The sequence below is a fragment of the Pseudomonas sp. BT76 TE3572 genome (genome assembly GCF_050435365.1).
Lineage (GTDB): Bacteria > Pseudomonadota > Gammaproteobacteria > Pseudomonadales > Pseudomonadaceae > Aquipseudomonas > Aquipseudomonas fluorescens_W.
This window is the reverse complement of the sequence record NZ_JBNDKE010000001.1, coordinates 237,443-256,413: the sequence shown is the minus strand read 5'-3', so window position 1 is coordinate 256,413 and position 18,971 is coordinate 237,443. Positions and strand designations below refer to the sequence as shown.

Below are 18,971 nucleotides of genomic sequence, written 5' to 3'. Positions count from 1 at the left end.
AGCACTTTTGGCTGATAGCCGGTAAGGCAAAGTGCTTGCACAAAGTTTGGAATACCATAATATGATATTCCATAGACCGGACGACCATCACTGGCCCGACGGACCTACTGCTCCCGATAGGCGGGCACTAAAAGCCCCGCTCATAAACACAACAATGAGGGCGTGAAAATGGTGTTGAACAAACGTGCAACCGCAATACTTTTTGCGGGACTGCTGAGCGTGACCAGCCAGGCATTGCTGGCGGCCGAAAGCGTCAACTTCGTCAGCTGGGGCGGTAGCACCCAGGATGCGCAGAAGCAGGCCTGGGCCGATCCGTTCAGCAAAGCCAGCGGCATCACCGTGGTCCAGGATGGCCCTACCGACTACGGCAAACTCAAAGCCATGGTCGAAAGCGGCAACGTGCAGTGGGACGTGGTCGACGTCGAAGCCGACTTCGCCCTGCGCGCCGCCGCCGAAGGCTTGCTCGAACCCCTCGATTTCACCGTCATTCAGCGCGACAAAATCGACCCTCGATTTGTCTCCGATCACGGCGTCGGCTCGTTCTTCTTCTCCTTCGTCCTCGGCTACAACGAAGGCAAGCTCGGCGCCAGCAAACCTCAAGACTGGTCCGCGCTGTTCGACACCAAGACCTACCCCGGTAAACGCGCCCTCTACAAATGGCCAAGCCCGGGCGTGCTTGAACTGGCGCTGCTGGCCGATGGCGTAACCGCCGACAAGCTCTACCCGCTGGACCTGGATCGCGCCTTCAAGAAACTCGACACCATCAAGAAAGACATCGTCTGGTGGGGCGGCGGCGCCCAGTCGCAACAGTTGCTGGCCTCTGGCGAAGCCAGCATGGGCCAGTTCTGGAACGGCCGGATCCACGCCCTGCAAGAAGACGGCGCACCGGTGGGCGTGAGCTGGAAACAGAACCTGGTCATGGCCGACATTCTGGTCGTGCCCAAAGGGACAAAAAACAAGGCCGCGGCCATGAAATTCCTGGCCAACGCCAGCAGCGCCAAAGGACAAGCTGACTTCTCCAACCTGACCGCCTATGCGCCGGTCAACGTCGACAGCGTGGCGCGTCTGGATTCGGTGCTGGCCCCTAACCTGCCGACTGCCTACGCTAAGGATCAGATCACTCTTGATTTCGCGTACTGGGCCAAAAACGGTCCGGCCATCGCGACACGGTGGAACGAATGGCTGGTCAAATGAAAATGACGGCAACCGCGTCCCGCCAACCCACCCAAGTCGGGAGCGCCACTGGCGCTGCCGGCTCGGCACTCGGCAAGGCGGCTGCGATGAACCAATCCCCTTCCCTGGCACAGCGCTGGCGCGGTTCAAGCAACCTGATCCCCGCCCTGCTGTTCCTCGGCCTGTTCTTTCTGGCGCCGCTGATCGGGCTGCTGCTGCGTGGCGTGCTGGAGCCGGTACCGGGGCTGGGCAACTACGAGCAACTGTTCGCCAACTCGGCGTATGCACGGGTCTTGCTCAACACCTTCTCGGTGGCCGGACTGGTGACATTGTTCAGCCTGCTGCTCGGCTTTCCACTGGCCTGGGCCATCACCCTGGTGCCAAAAGGCTGGGGTCGCTGGATCCTCAACATCGTGTTGCTGTCGATGTGGACCAGCCTCCTCGCCCGCACCTATTCCTGGCTGGTGTTGCTGCAAGCCTCCGGGGTGATCAACAAGGCGCTGATGGCGATGGGCATCATCGATCAGCCGCTGGAGATGGTGCATAACCTCACCGGCGTGGTGATCGGCATGAGCTACATCATGATCCCGTTCATCGTGCTGCCGTTGCAGGCGACCATGCAGGCCATCGACCCAATGATCCTGCAGGCCGGCTCGATCTGCGGCGCGGGCCCCTGGACCAACTTCTTCCGGGTGTTCCTGCCGCTCTGCCGGCCGGGGTTGTTCTCCGGTGGCCTGATGGTGTTCGTGATGTCGCTCGGTTACTACGTCACCCCGGCACTGCTGGGCGGTGCGCAGAACATGATGCTGCCCGAGTTCATCATTCAGCAGGTGCAGTCGTTCCTCAACTGGGGCCTGGCCAGCGCCGGCGCCGCGTTGCTGATCGTCATTACGCTGGTGTTGTTCTACTTCTACCTGAAGCTTCAGCCGGAATCTCCGGTTGGCGCCAGCAACGCGAGGTAAGCCGTCATGCTCCTGACCCCCAATGCCATGAGCCGGCGCATGCGCTTCGGCCTGTACTTCACGACCGGATTGATCGCACTGTTCCTGCTGTTGCCGATCGTGTTCATCGTGCTGCTGTCCTTCGGTTCCTCCCAGTGGCTGGTGTTCCCGCCACCGGGCTGGACGCTGAAATGGTACAGCCAGTTCTTCTCCAACGCCGACTGGATGAACGCGGCCGTCGCCAGCCTCAAAGTCGCGGTACTGACCACGTTCTTCGCCGTGGCGCTGGGCCTGCCGACCGCTTTTGCACTGGTGCGCGGGCGCTTTCCGGGCCGTGAAATGCTCTACGGCCTGTTCACCCTGCCGATGATCGTGCCGTTGGTGATCATTGCGGTGGCGGTGTACGCACTGTTCCTGAAACTGGGTTACACCGGGACGATGTTCGCTTTCGTGGTCAGCCACGTGATTGTTGCGTTGCCGTTCACCATCATCTCGATCATCAACTCGCTGAAGCTGTTCGATCAGTCGATTGAGGATGCCGCGGTGATCTGCGGCGCCTCACGCCTGCAAGCGGTGTTCAAGGTGACCTTTCCGGCGATTCGTCCGGGCATGGTGGCCGGCGCCCTGTTTGCGTTCCTGGTGTCCTGGGATGAAGTGGTGCTGAGCGTGATGATGGCCAGCCCGACCCTGCAAACCCTTCCCGTGAAAATGTGGACCACCCTGCGCCAGGACCTGACGCCCGTGATCGCCGTCGCCTCGACGCTGCTGATCGGCCTCTCGGTACTGGTCATGGTGATCGCCGCCGCCGTTCGCCGGCGCAATGAAATCAGCGCCTGAGCGCCCAGGAGTACGACATGAGTGCAGTGATCAAAGATTCCGCGCAACACAGTGACCAACCCCTGGTAAGCCTGCGCAACCTGAACAAATACTACGGCGATTTTGCCGCCGTGGACGACATCTCGCTGGACATCAAGGACGGTGAATTCCTTACGTTCCTCGGCTCCAGCGGCTCTGGTAAAAGTACAACGCTGTCGATGCTCGCCGGCTTCGAAACCCCAAGCAGCGGCGAGATCCTGGTCAATGGCCAATCGCTGGTCAACGTGCCGCCGCACAAGCGCGACATCGGCATGGTGTTCCAGCGTTATTCGCTGTTCCCGCACCTGTCGGTACGCGACAACATCGCGTTCCCGCTGGCCATCCGCAAACTGGCCAGCGCCGAACGCGAGCGCCGGGTCGATGCCATGCTCAAACTGGTGCAACTGGAGCAATTCGCCCATCGCCGCCCTTCGCAACTGTCCGGCGGCCAGCAACAACGTGTGGCGATTGCTCGGGCGCTGGTTTATGAACCACGCATCCTGCTGATGGATGAACCGCTCGGTGCGCTGGACAAAAAGCTGCGCGAAGACTTGCAGGACGAACTGCGTCAGCTGCATCGGCGTCTGGGCATCACCATTGTTTACGTGACCCACGACCAGGAAGAAGCCATGCGTCTGTCCCAACGCATCGCGATTTTCAGCCACGGCAAGATTGTCGGGTTGGGCAGCGGCTTCGACCTGTACCAGAATCCGCCGAATGCGTTTGTCGCCTCGTTCCTTGGTAACTCGAACTTCCTCAAGCTCAAGGCTCAGGGCAATGCGGTCGCTACGTTTGAAGGGCAATCGTTGTCGATTCGACTGACCGCAGGCTTGCAAACCAATCAGGATGTGCTGCTGATGGTGCGTCCGGAAAAAGCGCTTGCCTTGAGTGTCGAGCAATCCGCTCAAGAACCCTTGGCGGCAGGCTGGAATGAAGTCTCGGCGACAGTGGGTGAAGTGCTGTTCCTCGGTGAAAGCCAGACGTGCACGGTGAAAACCTTGGGCGGCACTTCGATGACCGTCAAGGCGCTCTCCGCCGCTGGCATGCCGCTCAAAACCGGCGACCCGGTACGCGTGCGCTGGGCCACTGCGGATGCTTGCGTGTATACCGAGTGGGCGGAAAGCGATCTGAACAAGGCTGCTGGCGCTCACTGATGCAAAGGCCCACCGCGGTGGGCCTGATTTTCGCGTGTCACCCTCGGGTCACCACAGCGTCGGGCTGTGGTGGCCATTTTTTTTGCCAAGCCTTTGTGGTCAAACGAAGTTCACCGAGAACCCCAGCGACACTTCGTCAATAACGAATGATGGGTAAAGAATATTCGATTTTTCTTCACGCCCATCCCCCCGCTAGCATGACCCTGTCGGTTGCGGAACACGTCCAGACAGGGAGAACGACATGCAGCCCATGAACATCGGCGAACCCTGGATGTGGGTCGCCTTCATCGTCTTCGTCGTCGCCATGCTGGCGTTGGATCTGTTTGTCTTCGGCGGACGCAAGGCACATCGGGTATCGGTGCGCGAGGCGACGTGCTGGGTAGTTGCCTGGTGCGCGCTGGCGCTGGCCTTCGCGGGATTGCTCCGGTGGTACTTGAATGGCGAATTCGGGCCCGAGATCGCCCAGCGCAAAATGCTGGAATTCCTCACGGGCTATCTGATCGAGCAGTCGCTGTCGATCGACAACATGTTCGTCTTCGTCATGATTTTCGGCTATTTCGCCGTGCCGCCGGAGTTGCAGCGCCGAGTGCTGCTGTACGGTGTGCTCGGGGCCATAGTGATGCGTGCGGCGATGATTTTCGCCGGCGTCTGGCTGGTGTCGCAGTTCGCGTGGTTGCTGTATGTGTTCGGTGTGTTCCTGATCATCACCGGGATCAAGATGCTGGTGTTCGCCGGTCAGCGGCCTGACCTCGATAAAAACCCCTTATTGCACTGGATACGCGGCCATCTGCGCATCACCAACGGGCTTCATGGCGAGCATTTTTTTGTGCTGCGAGACGGTCGGCGCTGGGCGACGCCGATGTTTCTGGTGCTGGTGCTGATCGAGGCCAGCGACCTGGTGTTTGCGATCGACAGCATCCCGGCGATCTTCGCCATCACCACCGATCCGTTCATTGTATTCACGTCGAACATCTTCGCGATCATGGGTTTGCGGGCGTTGTATTTCCTGCTGGCCGACATGGCTGAGCGCTTTCACCTGCTCAAATACGGTTTGGCGACGGTGTTGGTGTTCATCGGCGCCAAGATGACGCTGATGCCATGGCTTCACCTGCCGGTTGAATGGTCGCTGGCCGTTGTCGGCGGGATCATTCTGACGTCGGTGCTGTTGAGCCTGATCATGACCCGCAAGGAGGATCGAATGCGATCCCTGTAGGAGCCGCCGCAGGCTGCTCCTACAGGCACGGCATGGTCAGTCGGTATAGCCAAACCGCGCGGCCCTGATCTGCCGGGTTTGCCCGCGTGTAGCCAGGCAGTAATACAACGGACACGTCACCACCAACCCCACCAGCCACGAAAGATCCGCGCCCTCGACCAGATTGGCGTACGGCCCGACATACAACGACGTATTGGCAAACGGCAGCTGCACGATAATCCCGATGAAGTACGCAACGATCGCATGCAGATTGAAGCGTCCATAAATCCCGCCGTCAGCCCGGAAGATCGACGCGATGTCGTAGTGACCACGCTTGATCACATAGAAGTCGATCAGGTTGATCGACGCCCACGGCACCAGTACCAGCAACAGCGCCAGGATCAACCCGATGAACTGCGAGATGAAGTCCGCCGAAGCGCCCAACGCGACGACACAGCAGCCCGCCAGTACGACACTCGACAACACCACGCGCACCTTGATGCTCGGCGTCCACTGGCTGGCGAAGGTCTGGATCGAGGTGATGATCGACAGCACCGCGCCATACAGATTCAAGGCGTTGTGGCTGATGATATTGAGCAAAAACAGCACCATCAAAATCGGTCCCAGCCAGCCGGTGGATTGCTTCACCGCGGCCATCGCTTCAGTACCTTCCGGGGTCGCCAGCACCGCCACCGCGCCGAAAGTGAACGACAGAATGGTGCCCAGGGTCGCGCCCAGATAAGTAGCCCAGAACGGTTTGGCGATGCCGATATCTGCTGGCAGGTAACGCGAGTAGTCCGACACATAAGGCGAGAAACTGATCTGCCAGATAATCCCCAACGACACCGTGGCCAGCCAGCCCGACAGGTTGAAACCGCCGCGTGTGAAGAAGTCCACCGGCAGGTCATGGGCGAAGATGTAAAGGAAACCGGCGAGCAAGGCGCTGCCCATGACCCAGGTGCCGATGCGATTGAGGGTGTGAATGAAGCGGTAACCAATCACCCCGATCGCGGTGGCGCTGAGGGCACCGATCAGGATGCTCGCCGGCACCGGAACCGAGGGCGCGATACCGACGATCGACTTGCCGGCCAGCACGATGTTGGAAATGAAGAAACCGATGTAGATCAGCGCGGCAAAGAACACGATCAGCAGCGCACCATAACGACCGAACTGGCCGCGGCTCTGCACCATCTGCGGAATCCCCATGCGCGGGCCTTGAGCCGACGCGAGGGCAATCACCAGACCGCCGACCATATGCCCGAGCGCAATCGCCAACAGCCCCCAGAACAGGTCAAGGTGGAACACTTGAACCACCATGGCGCCGGTCACGATCGGCAGCGGCGCAATGTTGGTGCTGAACCACAAGGTGAAAAGGTCGCGGGCCTTCCCGTGGCGTTCCGCGAGGGGGACGTAATCGACCGTGTGATTCTCGATCAGGGGGTCTTGCCGGGACATCTGGGACATGTGCATGAACTCTAGTTTGTCTGATCTTATAGTTGTACGAAGCCAAACCGGGGGAGCTCTTTGGCTGCCCCTCAGATGCCGGCCATATTATGGTATTCCAACTTTTTAACAAGACTGATCCGGTCTTTTAGCGCCCATCTGACCCGTAATCCTGGCGTCTCAGCGCTGGCAAAGACGGGCTTAAAGCCCCGTAAACGTTGACTAAAAGGCCGAAGACGTACGTTTATCGGGTCAAAAAAAAAGCCCTTGCAAACTATGTATTACGGTATACCATCAGACCTACAAACACATAAAAACCCGCACCACACCGCCAGAGGACCGTCCCATGATCGATGCCGCCATCTACAAACAAGTGATGGGTTCGTTTCCTTCCGGGGTGACTGTGATCACTACGCTGGATGACGATGGCCAAATCGTCGGCCTGACCGCCAGCGCGTTCAGCTCGCTGTCCATGGACCCGGCCCTGGTGCTGTTCTGCCCCAACTACAGTTCCGACTCCTATCCTGTATTGATCAAGAACAAACGCTTTGCCATCCACGTCCTGTCCGGCGGCCAGCAAAGCGAAGCCTATGCTTTCGCCCGTAAAGGCAAGGACAAGGCGCAAGGGATCGAATGGACATTGAGCGAACTGGGCAACCCGATCCTGGCCAACGCCACGGCCGTCATCGAATGCGAGTTGTGGCGCGAATATGAAGGCGGCGACCACGCGATCATGGTCGGCGCCGTGAAGAACCTGATAGTGCCGCAGCACACCGCCGGTCCGCTGGTGTACTGCCACGGCAAGATGGGCGCCCTGCCCGTCCTCGCCTGAACCGACAGCCAATAACAAAGATTAGAGGTAAGCGTCATGAAGTTTTCCCTGTTCGTGCACATGGAACGTTGGGACGAAAGCGTCAGCCACCGTCAGCTGTTCGAAGATTTGACCGAACTGACCCTGATGGCCGAAGCCGGCGGTTTCAGCACCGTCTGGATCGGCGAACACCACGCCATGGAATACACCATCTCGCCGAGCCCGATGCCGCTGCTGGCCTACCTGGCCGCCAAAACCACCACGATTCACCTCGGCGCCGGCACCATCATTGCGCCGTTCTGGCACCCGTTGCGGGTCGCCGGTGAATGTGCGCTGCTGGACGTGATCAGCAATGGTCGGATGGAAGTCGGTCTGGCCCGTGGCGCGTATCAAGTTGAATTCGACCGTATGGCCGGCGGCATGCCCGCCTCCTCCGGCGGTCAAGCGCTGCGCGAGATGGTTCCGGTGGTGCGCGCCCTGTGGCAAGGCGATTACGCCCACGATGGCGATATCTGGAAATTCCCGACATCCACCAGCGTGCCGAAGCCGATCCAGAAGCCCAATCCGCCGATGTGGATCGCCGCCCGCGACCCGGACTCGCACAACTTCGCCGTGGCCAACGGCTGCAACGTCATGGTCACGCCGCTGATGAAAGGCGACGAAGAAGTCCTCGACCTGAAGAACAAATTCCAGGCGGCCCTGGACAACAACCCGGACGTACCCCGTCCGCAACTGATGGTGCTGCGTCACACCCACGTCCACGCGACGGATGATCCCGAAGGCTGGAAAGTCGGGGCCAAGGCGATCTCGAAGTTCTATCGCACCTTCGATGCCTGGTTCGGCAATAAGGAAGTGCCGGTCAACGGCTTCCTGGCGCCGAGCCCGGAAGAGAAGTTCGCCGAGCGTCCGGAGTTCAAACTGGAGAGCCTGCACAAGACCGCCATGATCGGCACCCCGGAAGAAATCATCCCGCGCATCAAGTATTACCAGGAACTGGGGGTCGACGAGTTCAGCTTCTGGTGCGATAACAGCCTGCCCCACGCGGAGAAGAAAAAATCCCTGGAGCTGTTTATCAAACACGTGGTGCCAGCGTTTCGCTGAGTCCACTGCCCTGCCCCTCGGACGCGAAGCCGGGGGGCTGAATGACGTGTAGGGTCGATTCCAATGATCAATGATCGCCGCCCATCACTCGCCCCTCCCTCCGGCGCCGAGCAGGTTTACCTGCGCGGCGAATGGACCGCTTCGCATCTGCATTTCAAGCGCCTGCGCGCCAGCGTTACTGCCAAGCAGAACGGCTTCTGGCAACTCGTTCACTGAGCCCACCCGAACTGGAATTCACGCACCCACGTCTCGTCATCGCTGAGGCGTGCCCGGTGCTTTGTGCTTCGGCCCATGATCAGGTTTGCTCAATGAACAATAAAAACGCGCTGTTGATCATCGACATGCAGCAGGAGGACGGTTTCGTCCTGGAAAACCTCGACACGGTGGTGACCCACACCGCTGCTTTGCTCGAGACCGCCCGCCATCAACGGGTGCCTGTCATCTATACCCGCCACATCAATCAGGCCGACGGCAGTGATTTGCCACGCGGCGAACCGCGAGCGGCCGACGGCGGTCCCAGCAGTTACCGTGCCGGCACCCGGCAAGTGGAAATCATCGAACGTCTGGCGCCGCAGCCTGATGAACTCATTATCGACAAGGGCCGTTACAGCGCCTTCCACCGCACCAACCTGGATGCCCGACTCAAGGCGCTCGGGGTCGATACCCTGAGCATCTGCGGCGTGCTGACCGATGTCTGCGTGCTCAGCACGGTGTTTGATGCGTTCGCCCTGGGTTATCGCATTCGGCTGGTCAGCGATGCCTGCACCACGACCACGCTGGCGGGACACTACTCGGCGCTGCTGATCATGGCCAACTGGGTCTACGCCCTGGAGATCCTGACCTGCGCCGAATGCCTGCGAGCCCTGGAGAACCGCGAGTATCTAAGCCTGATTCCCGAGCACCCGGACCTGTTCGCCCACCAGCCGCATGAGCTGGAAAGCACCATCGCCCGTTTGCAAACCCACCTCGCCCGGACTCAGGAGTGACCGCCATGCAAGTCGAAAAAAGAAGCATCGATTTCATCCCTGAAACCGAACGTCATGGCCAACCCGGCTCGCTGTTCTTCATTTGGTTCGGCGCCAACATGAACATCACGACCATCGCGTCCGGCGTGTTACCGGTGGTGATGGGGCTGAATCTGTTCTGGAGCGCATTGGCGATCATCATCGGTTCGCTGCTGGGGGCGATTTTCATGGCCTCCCATTCTGCCCAGGGGCCGAAACTCGGCATCCCGCAAATGATCCAGAGCCGGGCCCAGTTCGGCGTGCTGGGAGCGGTGTTGCCGCTGCTGTTCGTGATGCTGATCTACCTGGGATTCTTCGTCAGCAATACCTTGCTCGCCGCCCAGGCATTGGAGTCCGTCAGCCCGTTGCCGGCCACCGGCAATATCTACCTGATCGGGACGCTGTGTTTTGTCGTCGCGCTCTATGGTTATCGCCTGATCCATCGCCTGCAGAAAGTGCTGTCGCTGCTTTCGCTGTTGGTGTTCATCGCCGCTACGGTGCTCGCCTTGCAGTTGCCGATTCCGGTGGAGCAATGGTTGCCGACGGGCTTCTCACTGTCGAAGTTTCTGGTGGCGGTGAGCATTGCCGTGACCTGGCAACTGTCCTATGCGCCGTATGTGGCCGACTACTCGCGTTACCTGCCGAGCAGCACGCCGACCGCAAAAGTGTTCTGGTACAGCTACGCCGGCACAGTCAGCGGCGGTGCCTGGATGATGATTCTCGGGGCGATCCTCAGCGTCGGCATCAGCGACTTTTCCAGCAACGTCGGCAGCCATGTCGCCGGGCTGTTTGGAAGCGGCGCGTTGCTGCTGTTTGCCTTCATCGTCTATGGCCAGGTGTCGATCAATGTGTTCAACCTGTACGGCGCCTTCATGTCGACCATTACCGTGATCGAACCCTTTGCCCGGCTCAAGGTGACACCTCGTGTACGTGGCCTGTTCATGCTGGTGATCAGCCTGGTGGCCACCGCCTTGTGCACCATCAGTCAGGACGACTTCATCAACTTTTTCCTCAACTTCATCTTCTTCATGAGCTATTTCCTGATCCCTTGGACGGCGATCAATCTGGTGGATTACTACTGCCTGCGCAAAGGGCAGTACCGGATCGATGACATCTTCGACAAGGACGGGATCTACGGGCGTATCAACTGGATTGCCTGCGGCAGCTTCCTGCTGGCAATCGCCCTGGAAATCCCCTTCATGAACACCACGTTGTATGTCGGTCCGGTGGCCAACGCCCTGGACGGCGTAGACCTGGCCTGGATTGTCGGGTTGCTGGTGCCCGCCCTGAGTTATTACTGGCTGATGAAACTCGCCAAGCGTGCGCCGATGGCCGGCGAAGCGCTGCCGTAGAGCATTCAACGGCATAGCGCCGGTCAAGGCCGGTGCTGTGCCTTGCCGTTCATCGGTAAAACTCAACTATCGAAAATGCTTGCCGATAGTCAGGACAATGCCCCATCGTCTGGGGATCCAGGTATGTGTAGCAGCGGGCTAAAGCTGATGAAAGATATCTATCTACTGATCGCGCACGGCATCGATCAGGGCGAAGTGTATGTACTGGGCTATTTCGATGATGAGCGCAGGGCTAAGGAAGTCGCCGAGGAGAAGGAGTGGGAGGCGTATCGCGCCAGCTTGAAAGCCGAGCATGTATGGTCCAGCCAAAAGCCGTTGGCTCCGGATAAAACAACGTATCGGCGTTTCTGGATCAAAGAGGTTTCCGGGTATGAGCGCATGCCTGTTCCGAGATCCTCGGCGGCCCACTGAAATTGAGCAAGTGCCGAATTTCAGGCAAAAAAAATCCCAGGCAGCTGATGGACGCCTGGGACTCAAAATGCATAAACCGTGGTGGTGAACGCGGGGCGAATATTACTTAATATTTCTGCCTGTAACAATATATTTTGATTCACCATCCAGTTACTAAATCGTCTAACTCATTAAATATCCACACATTTTTTATGGGCGAGCAGCGGCAAGGACTGATTTAGAGGTACCAGCGATACTCCCGCGCACTGATGTCCTGCAAGAATGCCAAATGGTCCTGGCGCTTGTTTTCACAGTAGACATCTACAAACTCTGCCCCCAAACCCTCGCGTAGCTGCGCGTTGTTTTGCATCGAACGCACGGCCTCCAGCATCTCCAGCGGGAAGTCGATTCCGCTGCCACGATCTTCGTTAAGGGGTGCAATCGGTTCGCGGCCCGCTTCCAGCCCTTGCTCCAGCCCGACCAGAATCGCCGCCAACACCAGATAAGGATTGGCATCCGCGCCCGCCAGGCGATGTTCGATGCGCAGATTCCTGGCGTCCGACTCAGGCACCCGCAGGCAGGCGTCACGATCTTCAAAACCCCAACTGGCGCGCGTCGCGACATTCACCGTGCCGCTCAAGCGACGCATTGCGTTGTGATTCGGTGCAAAGATCGGCATGCAATGCGGCAACACTTCAAGGCAACCGGCCACTGCATGGCGCAGCGCCTGCTGACCATCAGCCGCCAACAGGTTGGTTCCCGCCTCGTCGTAAAGGCTCACATGCACATGCATGCCGCTACCGGGGTGCTGCAAGTAAGGTTTGGCCATGAAGCTGGCGCGGTGGTTGTGCTTGAGGGCCACCCCGCGTGTGCTGCGGCAGAACAGCGCCGCCCAGTCGGCCGCACGCAAGCCGTCGTCAAGGTGACCGAAATTGATCTCGAACTGGCCCGGGCCCAGCTCTGCGGTGATCACCGTGGCATCGATGCCTTGCGCTCGCGCCGTCTCGACCATGTCATCGAGTACCGGGGAAAATCTCGACAGCCGTTCGATGTGCATATTCGGCTGATCATCGGCATCGTCCGTCAACTGATCGCGAGGGAACTGTGGCAAGCCGTCACGTAGTTGGCGATCGAACAGATAGAACTCCAGTTCGAACGCGACCACAGGGAAAATCCCTTTTCGGCCAAGGCGCTCGAGCACCTGCGCCAACACTTCGCGCGGCTCGAAGACAATTGGCTTTTCAGTACCGCTTGAGGTAATCAGCATTTGCCCCAGCAGTTGTTTTTCCCAGCTCACGGGCTTGAGCGTGCCGGGTACCAGGCGGCGTGGCGCATCCGGGTCGCCGTCGTTGAAACAGTAGTCGCCGATTTTGAACAGACCGCCCTGCGTACCCAGCAACACACAGTTTTGCGGCAGCTTGAGCGCGCTGCCGGCAGCGACCTTCTCGAGCATTTCTATCGGGTAGCGTTTACCGTAAAAATGCCCGGGAATGTCCAGGGAAATCAGATCAACGTAACGCACCTGCGGGAAGCGCTGACGAAACGCGCGAACCTCAGCAACCAGATCAGAGCAGACAGCATCCATCGTTAGTGTTCCTTGTTGTTTTTATCAGGTGTAAACCCAAAGCACTCGGGTGAGCTGATCCGTAAGGTTGCCGTAGCGACAGTGCGTGTGACTGGCCAGCTGAAAACTGTCGCCGGCACGTAATGTCACCGGTTGATCGTCATCCAGCCACAGCGTCAGCTCACCTTCGAGGACATAGCCACCTTGCTCTGAGCTGTCGTTCATGTGCCGATCACCACTGCTGGCGCCGGGCTCCAGTTGGCTTTCAAGCATTGAAAAGGACGCCCTCATCTTCGGAGAGACGAGGATGTCGGTAATTCCGTCGGCGTAATACAGCGTGCGTCGCTCATCCGGACGGGTCACCCAAGGCAATGCCATGGGCTTGGGCAAGCTATAGAAATAGGTAGTCGGCACGCCGAGGGTTTCGCTGATGGCGGTCAAGTCCGCCACCGTGGGACGTGACAACCCCCGCTCGACTTGCGAGAGAAAGCCGACCGAACGACCGATTTTGTCCGCCAGGTCTTTCAGCGTGTATTTTTTGTGTTTGCGCAGGTCCTGGATCAGGATCGCCAGCGCCGAGATTTCTTCTTGCATGTCCATCTAAAGGCTTCCCGAAATTGATGCTTCAAAGGCTGTCGCGCAGCCGATACCAGGCCTTGCCGATGGCTTCCAGCGGTGCTGCCAAATACTTTCCACCGGGAAAGCTGCCGTTGAACAAACCCTGGTACAACGCCAGCTCATCCGGCTGGCCAAGTATCGCGTCGGACACGGCACGCGCCCCGGCCAAAGTCGGTAGCACGCCATGCCCGGAGTAACCCTGTAGCCAGTAGAGATCGCCACGTCGACCGATGTCAGGCGTGCGCTTGAGGGTCAGATCGATGTGTCCTCCCCAGGCAAAGTCCAGTTCGACACCCTTGAGCTGAGGAAACACGCGTTCCAGATAGGGCCGTGTCGCAGCAGCGATGTCCTTTGGCATGCCACCCAGGTAAGTGCAACCACCGCCGAACAGCAGGCGGTTGTCCGGCGTACGGCGGAAATAATCGAGGACAAACTGGTTGTCCGTGACGCACACATTGCTGGGTAGCAACGCGGTCGCCTGTTGCACTGAAAGTGGCGCGGTGGCTACCTGATAAGTGCCAACCGGTAACACGCAACTCGCCAATTGCGGATCAAGCCGATCAAGGTAGGCATTGCACGCCAGCACCAGCACGTCGGCGCGAATGCGACCGCGCTCAGTGGTGACTACGTACTGACCGCCCTCTTCGCGATAACTCAACGCCTTGCTCTGTTCATGAATGCGTCCACCGGCCTGTTCAATCGCAGCGGCCAGGCCGAGCGCCAGTTTCAGCGGATTCAAATGCCCGCCTTCGGGATCGAATAGCCCTGCCTGGTAACGCTCACTGGCGACCCAATCAGGCAACGCTTCGCGCGAAATGAACTGCAAACCATCGTGGCCCCACTTGTGACTGGCCTCGTGTTGCCATTCTGTCAGCAGACTCACCCGACGCGGCATCACCGACGTCCAGAGGTGGCCGGGCCGATAGTCACAATCAAAACCATGGCACGCGGGCAAGTCTCGCAACTCCCGGGTAGCCCAACGCATGCTGTCCCATAACCGGCGCGCGCGCTCATAACCCAGCGCCGCCTCCAGCGGCGGCATGTCACACGACCAACCCAGAATGGCCTGACCGCCATTGCGCCCCGAGGCGGCCCAGGCCACCCGACTGGCTTCCAGCAACGTCACGCGCTTGCCGGCCAGGGCCAGGCGCAACGCCGTATGCAATCCACTGAAGCCAGCCCCGATGATCAACACTTCGGTGTCCTGCTCGCCCTCCAACGCGGCTCGATCGAACAGACGATCGGCACAGGTGTGGGCGTAATAGCTGGCGACGTGCTGGGTAGATTGCTGAAACATGCAGGCCTCGTGAATTTTTATACTTATATTTTCATGAAAAAGTACACGTTAAATTTCACGACCGCAACCGTTCAAGGCGCAAAAAAAATCCCGCCCAAGAGAACCCGGGCGGGATTTTTTCTAAACAGACAGCGTTATCGACGCAACGCTGCCGACGTTTCAGGCGACAGGAATCATCGGATCCGCTGAAGCCAGCGCAGTGACACGATCAGCCGCAGGCGGGTAGATCCACATCGTGTTGATCTGGGTCTTCAACGCCTTGCCTTTCTCCTTGATCAACTTCACCTGGCGGTCCCAACCCTCGGTGTAGACCGCGCCCCAGGCGCCCAGATCCAGGCAGGTCACGTATTTAGGTTGGCGGTACGGAGTCGGGTCCACGCCCAGGATCTGCGCGGCCACGTTGTTACCGGCATGACGACCCAGCGAGATCGCGTGCTGGCAGGTCATCAGTGCGAAGTTGCCGATGTCATCGCTGGCAGCGTATGCGACGTCGCCGGTGGCGAAGATGTCTTCCTGGCCAATGACTTTCAAGTGCGCGTCGACGTGCAGACGGCCCAGGTGATCGCGCTCGGCCGGGATCTGCTCGGTCAACGAGCTGGCGCGCACACCGGTGGTCCAGACCACGGTTTTGGCATCGATGCGCTGACCATCGGCCAGGGTCACGCCATTTTCATCGACGGCGACGACCGACGATTTCAAGCGCCATTCCACCCCCGTTTCAATACTGGCTTCAGCGATCGACTTGGCGATCTCGGCCCCCATGGACCCGCCAACTTTCTCGCCACGATCAACGATAATCACTTCGATGTCAGCACGATCACCCAGGATGGCACGCAGCCGCGCAGGCATTTCAGTCGCGGTTTCAATCCCGGTGAAGCCACCGCCGGCCACCACTACGGTGTTGCGGGCTTTGCTTTCTGGCAGGCTCACCAGGGACTTGAGATGATTTTCCAGGCGTACGGCCTGTTCGATCTGGTCCACGTCGAAGGCGTGTTCCGCCACACCTGGCGTGTTCGGCAGTGCCAGACGGCTGCCGGTCGCCAGAACGAGTTTGTCGTAGCTGCACACCTGCTGGTTGCCGGATGCATCGAGGTAGCCGACACGTTTTTGCTCAACGTCGATGGTTTCGGCAGAGCCCTTGATGAAGTTGACGCCGACCGCATCGAACAGCTCGCCGATCGGTGCGGCCAGTTGGTGAGCGTTCGGTTCGTAGAATCGCGGACGGACTCGCAGCTCGGCCTGAGGGGCCAGAACGGTCACTTCAACGTCGTTGTGACCATGAATGTCGAACAGACGCGTGGCGCTCAAAGCCGTCCACATGCCACCGAAACCTGCGCCGATAACCAGGATGTGCTGTTTCATTTTTTAACTCCGGGGGAGAAGACCAAGTGATGAGTTCGTTAAAGGTCACGCTCTTCGGTAGCGACTGCTGACCACTGCTGACCTGACAACGGCGACTATATTGATCCAAGTTACTTGGCACAAAACGAAATTACTGATGGTTAGCATCGAAAACTTTGATTTGTCCAGAAAAGGCTATGAACAGCCAACCTTGACGCATAACGAGCAGTGATTACGCGACCGGATGCGTTGCTCGGCTCGCTTTCCACTGTTAACATTTACGACAACTTTGGTCGGAGATTGATATGTCGCTTTACAGCGCAGGTGTTGAGTACGGCATTCATTGCCTGATTTTTCTGGTGGGCAATTACGGCGACACCCGTGAGGCGAGCGTGCGCGACCTTGCCGAGCTGCAAGGCGTACCTCAGGACTATCTGGCAAAAATTTTCACCAAACTGGCCAAGGCAAAACTGGTGGTCGCCACTGAAGGCGTGCGCGGAGGGTTCAAGCTGGCCCGGCCTTCTGACGAAATCAGCATTCTGGATATCGTCAATGCCATCGACGGCCAAAAGCTCATCTTCGATTGCCGGGAGATTCGGGGGCGTTGCGCCTTGTTCGAAGGTTCCGCGCCGGCGTGGGCGCTGGCGGGTCAGTGCTCGGTGCATGCCGCCATGATGACCGCGCAGAAACGCATGGAAGACGCCCTCGCCCAGCAGACCATTCTCGATCTCGCCAGGAAGGTCGGGCGAAAAGCGCCGGAGCAATTCAATGCCCAGGTGGACAACTGGATGAACGATCGTCGGGAAAAGAAAATCAGTGCGAGCACTCAGGCAAGCGACGAGCCGATCATCCAGGTGACCGATATCACCGACTAAACCTTACAGTCCAGACAGCCATCCGTGGCACTGAACTCAGCAAGGGGCGCTGTGATCCGGATACGACCTCTCGTTCAGATAACTCATCCATCGTTCATACGCTTCATGCTGCCATTGAGTGACCCGCTCCCATTCCGGGCCGCTCAGCTCATGTGCAGAAATCAGTTTCATCATTTCCGTGGTGGCCGCGTCCAGATCAACCATCAGCTCATGGGCATGAAATCTAAAGTCATCAGTCGCCGTCATTTGAAGTTGCCTCGCCCTAGCAAAAATTCAGTTCCTCACTACGACATCAGATCTGCGGGTTCGCGTTCATTTTCCCGACAAAAGGCTGCACCCACGGCCCAGACGAACAAAACGACCTGACCCGGGAAATGGGACTAAAATTTCGTAGCGGGGATTGGCAGGAGGTCATCATGTGGCTTAACGAATCTGAAAACGAACTTCGGCGTGACCTGCAAGGCCTTGCGTCGGACTTGAGGTGGTCAGCGGTAGAGCTTTTGCGCATCGCAGAGCAGCTACGCCTGGCCGGCAATGATGTGGATGCGCAAGCAACCCTGAAGCTGTGCGAATTGTTTCAGGGAGATGAAGAACGACTGAAGGGTTATGCCGAGGAAGTGAAAGCCAAGATCATCACTCGAACGAAAGCTCAATAGCAGGAGTACTGCCATGCACAAGCCTCTATGCGCGCTGGTCGTTGTATTGGCCGCGTTGGGTGGCTGCAGCTCCGAATCGCGTGTCTATCGGGATCAGCCGCTGGTCGCAAAGGTCGAGACCGGCATGAGCAAGGATCAAGTCCAGCAGATTGGCGGCCAGCCTTTATCCATCACGGATCGCACCGTTGAGCCTGGCACTTGCTTTGACTACAAGCTGAAGCAGGCCGGCCATCAGCAAACGTACAACGTCAGTTTCGATGGCAGAGGCAAGGTCGACCATAAAAGCTTCATGACTTGCGCAGAATGGAGCAACGCGCAGCAAAAAGCCCGCGAGCCCTCCCGCAGCAGTGGTGGTGGTGGCGGTTATTAGCCCGGGATCAGCGCCCAGCAAAGAAAAGCCCCGGCGAACCGGGGCTGCAAGCGCTCTATTTATCTGATTTCTGGCTTCGTGCAGGCCGACTTGCTTTGGCCTTGTAGCCGGGAAGAGCGGCCGCAAAGGCCAGTGCTTCCTCTCTGCTGCCAAAGGCTCCAAGCCGGTCACCTTTGGTGCACACCCGCCATGGGCCGTTGTTCACGCTAAGTACGTCATAACCGTTCATGTGCATTTTGGTCAGCATCGGAACGCTCATAGTCACCTCCATCTCGGCAGTGATGATCCTGGACTCACTTGAATACCTTACACCTGACCTTCCCTGAAGTGCCAACCAGACGTCGCGCCAGGATTCCGACATCCGGTTGCACTTTCAACCTCGTCCATCACTCCAACCATTGAGACAGACGCCCCGGCTCGAATATTGCATTTTTATGAATGATTTATGACAAACGGCAATCAGGTAACACATGAAAGTACGCGCGACCGTCATTTGCGAGCAGGACCGGCACATTCTCCTGGTGCGCAAGCCAAGGAGTCGCTGGATGCTGCCCGGCGGAAAGGTTGAGCGTGGTGAAGCCATTGCCGACGCCGCCACGCGAGAACTTCAGGAAGAGACCGGGCTTGGGGTCGACGGGATGCTGTACCTGATGGAGTTGCAAACGGGCAGCACCCGACACCATGTGTACGAGGCCTCAGTGGCGAACGCGGATGAGGCACGCCCGCAAAACGAAATTTTCGATTGCATCTGGTATCCGCTGGACGCAGTCCAGAACCTGAACACCAGCGACGCCACGCTCAGAATCATCAAAGCGTTTCAGCGTCGCCTGTAAG

The 18,971-nt window shown here is 58.7% G+C and carries 23 protein-coding genes; 16 read left to right on the top strand and 7 right to left on the bottom strand.

The genetic code is table 11. The annotated features are described in order from the left end of the window. The first annotated feature begins 168 nt into the window (after positions 1-168). From ABH912_RS01240 to ABH912_RS01220, 5 genes are all read left to right on the top strand, one after another. Positions 169-1,194, top strand: a complete 1,026-nt coding sequence (locus ABH912_RS01240; RefSeq protein WP_033057749.1) for an ABC transporter substrate-binding protein — start codon at positions 169-171, stop codon at positions 1,192-1,194. Then, complete coding sequence (locus tag ABH912_RS01235) at positions 1,191-2,135, top strand: ABC transporter permease (protein ID WP_429509352.1); 945 nt, start codon at positions 1,191-1,193, stop codon at positions 2,133-2,135. Before ABH912_RS01240 ends, ABH912_RS01235 begins: the two co-directional genes overlap by 4 nt. Before the next feature lie 6 nt (positions 2,136-2,141). After that, positions 2,142-2,951 carry an ABC transporter permease gene (locus ABH912_RS01230; protein ID WP_033057745.1) on the top strand — a complete coding sequence of 270 codons (810 nt, stop codon included), beginning with the start codon at positions 2,142-2,144 and terminating at the stop codon, positions 2,949-2,951. A gap of 17 nt (positions 2,952-2,968) precedes the next feature. After that, entirely contained in the window at positions 2,969-4,123 is a 1,155-nt protein-coding gene (locus ABH912_RS01225) for an ABC transporter ATP-binding protein (RefSeq protein WP_033057744.1), read from the top strand. Between the two features lie 241 nt (positions 4,124-4,364). Continuing rightward, complete coding sequence (locus ABH912_RS01220; RefSeq protein ID WP_429509351.1) at positions 4,365-5,336, top strand: TerC family protein; 972 nt, start codon at positions 4,365-4,367, stop codon at positions 5,334-5,336. A gap of 36 nt (positions 5,337-5,372) precedes the next feature. On the opposite strand, the gene ABH912_RS01215 is transcribed toward ABH912_RS01220, so the two are convergent. Beyond that, the gene (locus ABH912_RS01215) at positions 5,373-6,779 is read right to left on the bottom strand and encodes a purine-cytosine permease family protein (protein WP_033057740.1); all 1,407 of its coding nucleotides are present in this window, start codon (positions 6,777-6,779) and stop codon (positions 5,373-5,375) included. Between the two features lie 325 nt (positions 6,780-7,104). On the opposite strand from ABH912_RS01215, the gene ABH912_RS01210 reads away from it, so the two are divergent. The 6 genes from ABH912_RS01210 (at position 7,105) to ABH912_RS01185 (ending at position 11,437) form a co-directional block, all read left to right on the top strand. Then, positions 7,105-7,590, top strand: coding sequence for a flavin reductase family protein (locus tag ABH912_RS01210; RefSeq protein WP_018927703.1), 486 nt, complete (start codon positions 7,105-7,107; stop codon positions 7,588-7,590). A 36-nt stretch (positions 7,591-7,626) separates the two neighbouring features. Then, positions 7,627-8,670, top strand: a complete 1,044-nt coding sequence (locus tag ABH912_RS01205; RefSeq protein WP_033057738.1) for an LLM class flavin-dependent oxidoreductase — start codon at positions 7,627-7,629, stop codon at positions 8,668-8,670. Positions 8,671-8,733: 63 nt separating this feature from the next. Beyond that, a complete protein-coding gene (locus tag ABH912_RS01200) occupies positions 8,734-8,886 on the top strand; it encodes a hypothetical protein (protein ID WP_429509350.1) in 153 nt (50 codons plus the stop codon). 92 nt (positions 8,887-8,978) lie between these two features. Next, the gene (locus ABH912_RS01195) at positions 8,979-9,656 is read left to right on the top strand and encodes an isochorismatase family cysteine hydrolase (protein ID WP_429509349.1); all 678 of its coding nucleotides are present in this window, start codon (positions 8,979-8,981) and stop codon (positions 9,654-9,656) included. 5 nt (positions 9,657-9,661) lie between these two features. Further along, on the top strand, positions 9,662-11,026 hold the full coding sequence (locus tag ABH912_RS01190; protein WP_429509348.1) for a purine-cytosine permease family protein: 1,365 nt from the start codon (positions 9,662-9,664) through the stop codon (positions 11,024-11,026). Positions 11,027-11,173: 147 nt separating this feature from the next. Further along, positions 11,174-11,437, top strand: a complete 264-nt coding sequence (locus tag ABH912_RS01185; protein WP_429509347.1) for a hypothetical protein — start codon at positions 11,174-11,176, stop codon at positions 11,435-11,437. A 217-nt stretch (positions 11,438-11,654) separates the two neighbouring features. Here the strand turns inward: ABH912_RS01185 and ABH912_RS01180 are convergent, their stop codons facing one another. The 3 genes from ABH912_RS01180 to ABH912_RS01170 are packed head-to-tail and all read right to left on the bottom strand — an operon-like array spanning position 11,655 to position 14,895. Then, positions 11,655-13,001, bottom strand: coding sequence for a glutamine synthetase family protein (locus tag ABH912_RS01180; protein WP_429509346.1), 1,347 nt, complete (start codon positions 12,999-13,001; stop codon positions 11,655-11,657). Positions 13,002-13,025: 24 nt separating this feature from the next. Continuing rightward, positions 13,026-13,580, bottom strand: a complete 555-nt coding sequence (locus ABH912_RS01175) for a helix-turn-helix domain-containing protein (RefSeq protein ID WP_033057731.1) — start codon at positions 13,578-13,580, stop codon at positions 13,026-13,028. A 25-nt stretch (positions 13,581-13,605) separates the two neighbouring features. After that, entirely contained in the window at positions 13,606-14,895 is a 1,290-nt protein-coding gene (locus ABH912_RS01170) for an NAD(P)/FAD-dependent oxidoreductase (protein WP_429509345.1), read from the bottom strand. Between ABH912_RS01170 and ABH912_RS01165 the strand changes: the two genes are divergently transcribed. Continuing rightward, positions 14,851-15,084 (top strand): hypothetical protein, encoded by a 234-nt coding sequence (locus tag ABH912_RS01165; RefSeq protein WP_156363923.1) that lies wholly within the window; start codon positions 14,851-14,853, stop codon positions 15,082-15,084. The genes ABH912_RS01170 and ABH912_RS01165 overlap by 45 nt on opposite strands. Here ABH912_RS01165 and ABH912_RS01160 read toward each other — a convergent pair. Next, entirely contained in the window at positions 15,055-16,257 is a 1,203-nt protein-coding gene (locus ABH912_RS01160; protein ID WP_429509344.1) for an NAD(P)/FAD-dependent oxidoreductase, read from the bottom strand. The two genes, ABH912_RS01165 and ABH912_RS01160, sit on opposite strands and share 30 nt — an antisense overlap. Positions 16,258-16,541: 284 nt before the next feature. On the opposite strand from ABH912_RS01160, the gene ABH912_RS01155 reads away from it, so the two are divergent. Then, on the top strand, positions 16,542-17,111 hold the full coding sequence (locus ABH912_RS01155; protein WP_033057725.1) for an RrF2 family transcriptional regulator: 570 nt from the start codon (positions 16,542-16,544) through the stop codon (positions 17,109-17,111). 36 nt (positions 17,112-17,147) lie between these two features. On the opposite strand, the gene ABH912_RS01150 is transcribed toward ABH912_RS01155, so the two are convergent. Beyond that, complete coding sequence (locus ABH912_RS01150; RefSeq protein WP_033057724.1) at positions 17,148-17,357, bottom strand: hypothetical protein; 210 nt, start codon at positions 17,355-17,357, stop codon at positions 17,148-17,150. A 170-nt stretch (positions 17,358-17,527) separates the two neighbouring features. Between ABH912_RS01150 and ABH912_RS01145 the strand changes: the two genes are divergently transcribed. Continuing rightward, a complete protein-coding gene (locus ABH912_RS01145) occupies positions 17,528-17,767 on the top strand; it encodes a hypothetical protein (RefSeq protein WP_033057722.1) in 240 nt (79 codons plus the stop codon). A 13-nt stretch (positions 17,768-17,780) separates the two neighbouring features. Next, positions 17,781-18,137: an osmotically-inducible lipoprotein OsmE gene (gene osmE, locus ABH912_RS01140; RefSeq protein WP_033057720.1), complete on the top strand. Its 357-nt coding sequence runs from the start codon at positions 17,781-17,783 to the stop codon at positions 18,135-18,137. 55 nt (positions 18,138-18,192) lie between these two features. On the opposite strand, the gene ABH912_RS01135 is transcribed toward osmE, so the two are convergent. After that, entirely contained in the window at positions 18,193-18,396 is a 204-nt protein-coding gene (locus tag ABH912_RS01135; RefSeq protein WP_008154564.1) for a hypothetical protein, read from the bottom strand. Between the two features lie 211 nt (positions 18,397-18,607). Between ABH912_RS01135 and ABH912_RS01130 the strand changes: the two genes are divergently transcribed. Further along, complete coding sequence (locus tag ABH912_RS01130) at positions 18,608-18,970, top strand: NUDIX hydrolase (RefSeq protein ID WP_033057718.1); 363 nt, start codon at positions 18,608-18,610, stop codon at positions 18,968-18,970. Position 18,971 lies beyond the last annotated feature (1 nt).

Coding starts and splice junctions, on each gene's coding strand:
- ABH912_RS01145 (WP_033057722.1), top strand. CDS start 17,528: ATGTGGCTTAACGAATCTGAAAACGAACTTCGGCGTGACCTGCAAGGC.
- ABH912_RS01180 (WP_429509346.1), bottom strand. CDS start 13,001: ATGGATGCTGTCTGCTCTGATCTGGTTGCTGAGGTTCGCGCGTTTCGT.
- ABH912_RS01150 (WP_033057724.1), bottom strand. CDS start 17,357: ATGACGGCGACTGATGACTTTAGATTTCATGCCCATGAGCTGATGGTT.
- ABH912_RS01155 (WP_033057725.1), top strand. CDS start 16,542: ATGTCGCTTTACAGCGCAGGTGTTGAGTACGGCATTCATTGCCTGATT.
- ABH912_RS01205 (WP_033057738.1), top strand. CDS start 7,627: ATGAAGTTTTCCCTGTTCGTGCACATGGAACGTTGGGACGAAAGCGTC.
- ABH912_RS01230 (WP_033057745.1), top strand. CDS start 2,142: ATGCTCCTGACCCCCAATGCCATGAGCCGGCGCATGCGCTTCGGCCTG.
- ABH912_RS01215 (WP_033057740.1), bottom strand. CDS start 6,779: ATGTCCCAGATGTCCCGGCAAGACCCCCTGATCGAGAATCACACGGTC.
- ABH912_RS01240 (WP_033057749.1), top strand. CDS start 169: ATGGTGTTGAACAAACGTGCAACCGCAATACTTTTTGCGGGACTGCTG.
- ABH912_RS01170 (WP_429509345.1), bottom strand. CDS start 14,895: ATGTTTCAGCAATCTACCCAGCACGTCGCCAGCTATTACGCCCACACC.
- ABH912_RS01135 (WP_008154564.1), bottom strand. CDS start 18,396: ATGAGCGTTCCGATGCTGACCAAAATGCACATGAACGGTTATGACGTA.
- ABH912_RS01130 (WP_033057718.1), top strand. CDS start 18,608: ATGAAAGTACGCGCGACCGTCATTTGCGAGCAGGACCGGCACATTCTC.
- ABH912_RS01210 (WP_018927703.1), top strand. CDS start 7,105: ATGATCGATGCCGCCATCTACAAACAAGTGATGGGTTCGTTTCCTTCC.
- ABH912_RS01175 (WP_033057731.1), bottom strand. CDS start 13,580: ATGGACATGCAAGAAGAAATCTCGGCGCTGGCGATCCTGATCCAGGAC.
- ABH912_RS01185 (WP_429509347.1), top strand. CDS start 11,174: ATGAAAGATATCTATCTACTGATCGCGCACGGCATCGATCAGGGCGAA.
- ABH912_RS01220 (WP_429509351.1), top strand. CDS start 4,365: ATGCAGCCCATGAACATCGGCGAACCCTGGATGTGGGTCGCCTTCATC.
- ABH912_RS01225 (WP_033057744.1), top strand. CDS start 2,969: ATGAGTGCAGTGATCAAAGATTCCGCGCAACACAGTGACCAACCCCTG.
- ABH912_RS01160 (WP_429509344.1), bottom strand. CDS start 16,257: ATGAAACAGCACATCCTGGTTATCGGCGCAGGTTTCGGTGGCATGTGG.
- ABH912_RS01200 (WP_429509350.1), top strand. CDS start 8,734: ATGATCAATGATCGCCGCCCATCACTCGCCCCTCCCTCCGGCGCCGAG.
- ABH912_RS01190 (WP_429509348.1), top strand. CDS start 9,662: ATGCAAGTCGAAAAAAGAAGCATCGATTTCATCCCTGAAACCGAACGT.
- ABH912_RS01195 (WP_429509349.1), top strand. CDS start 8,979: ATGAACAATAAAAACGCGCTGTTGATCATCGACATGCAGCAGGAGGAC.
- osmE (WP_033057720.1), top strand. CDS start 17,781: ATGCACAAGCCTCTATGCGCGCTGGTCGTTGTATTGGCCGCGTTGGGT.
- ABH912_RS01235 (WP_429509352.1), top strand. CDS start 1,191: ATGAAAATGACGGCAACCGCGTCCCGCCAACCCACCCAAGTCGGGAGC.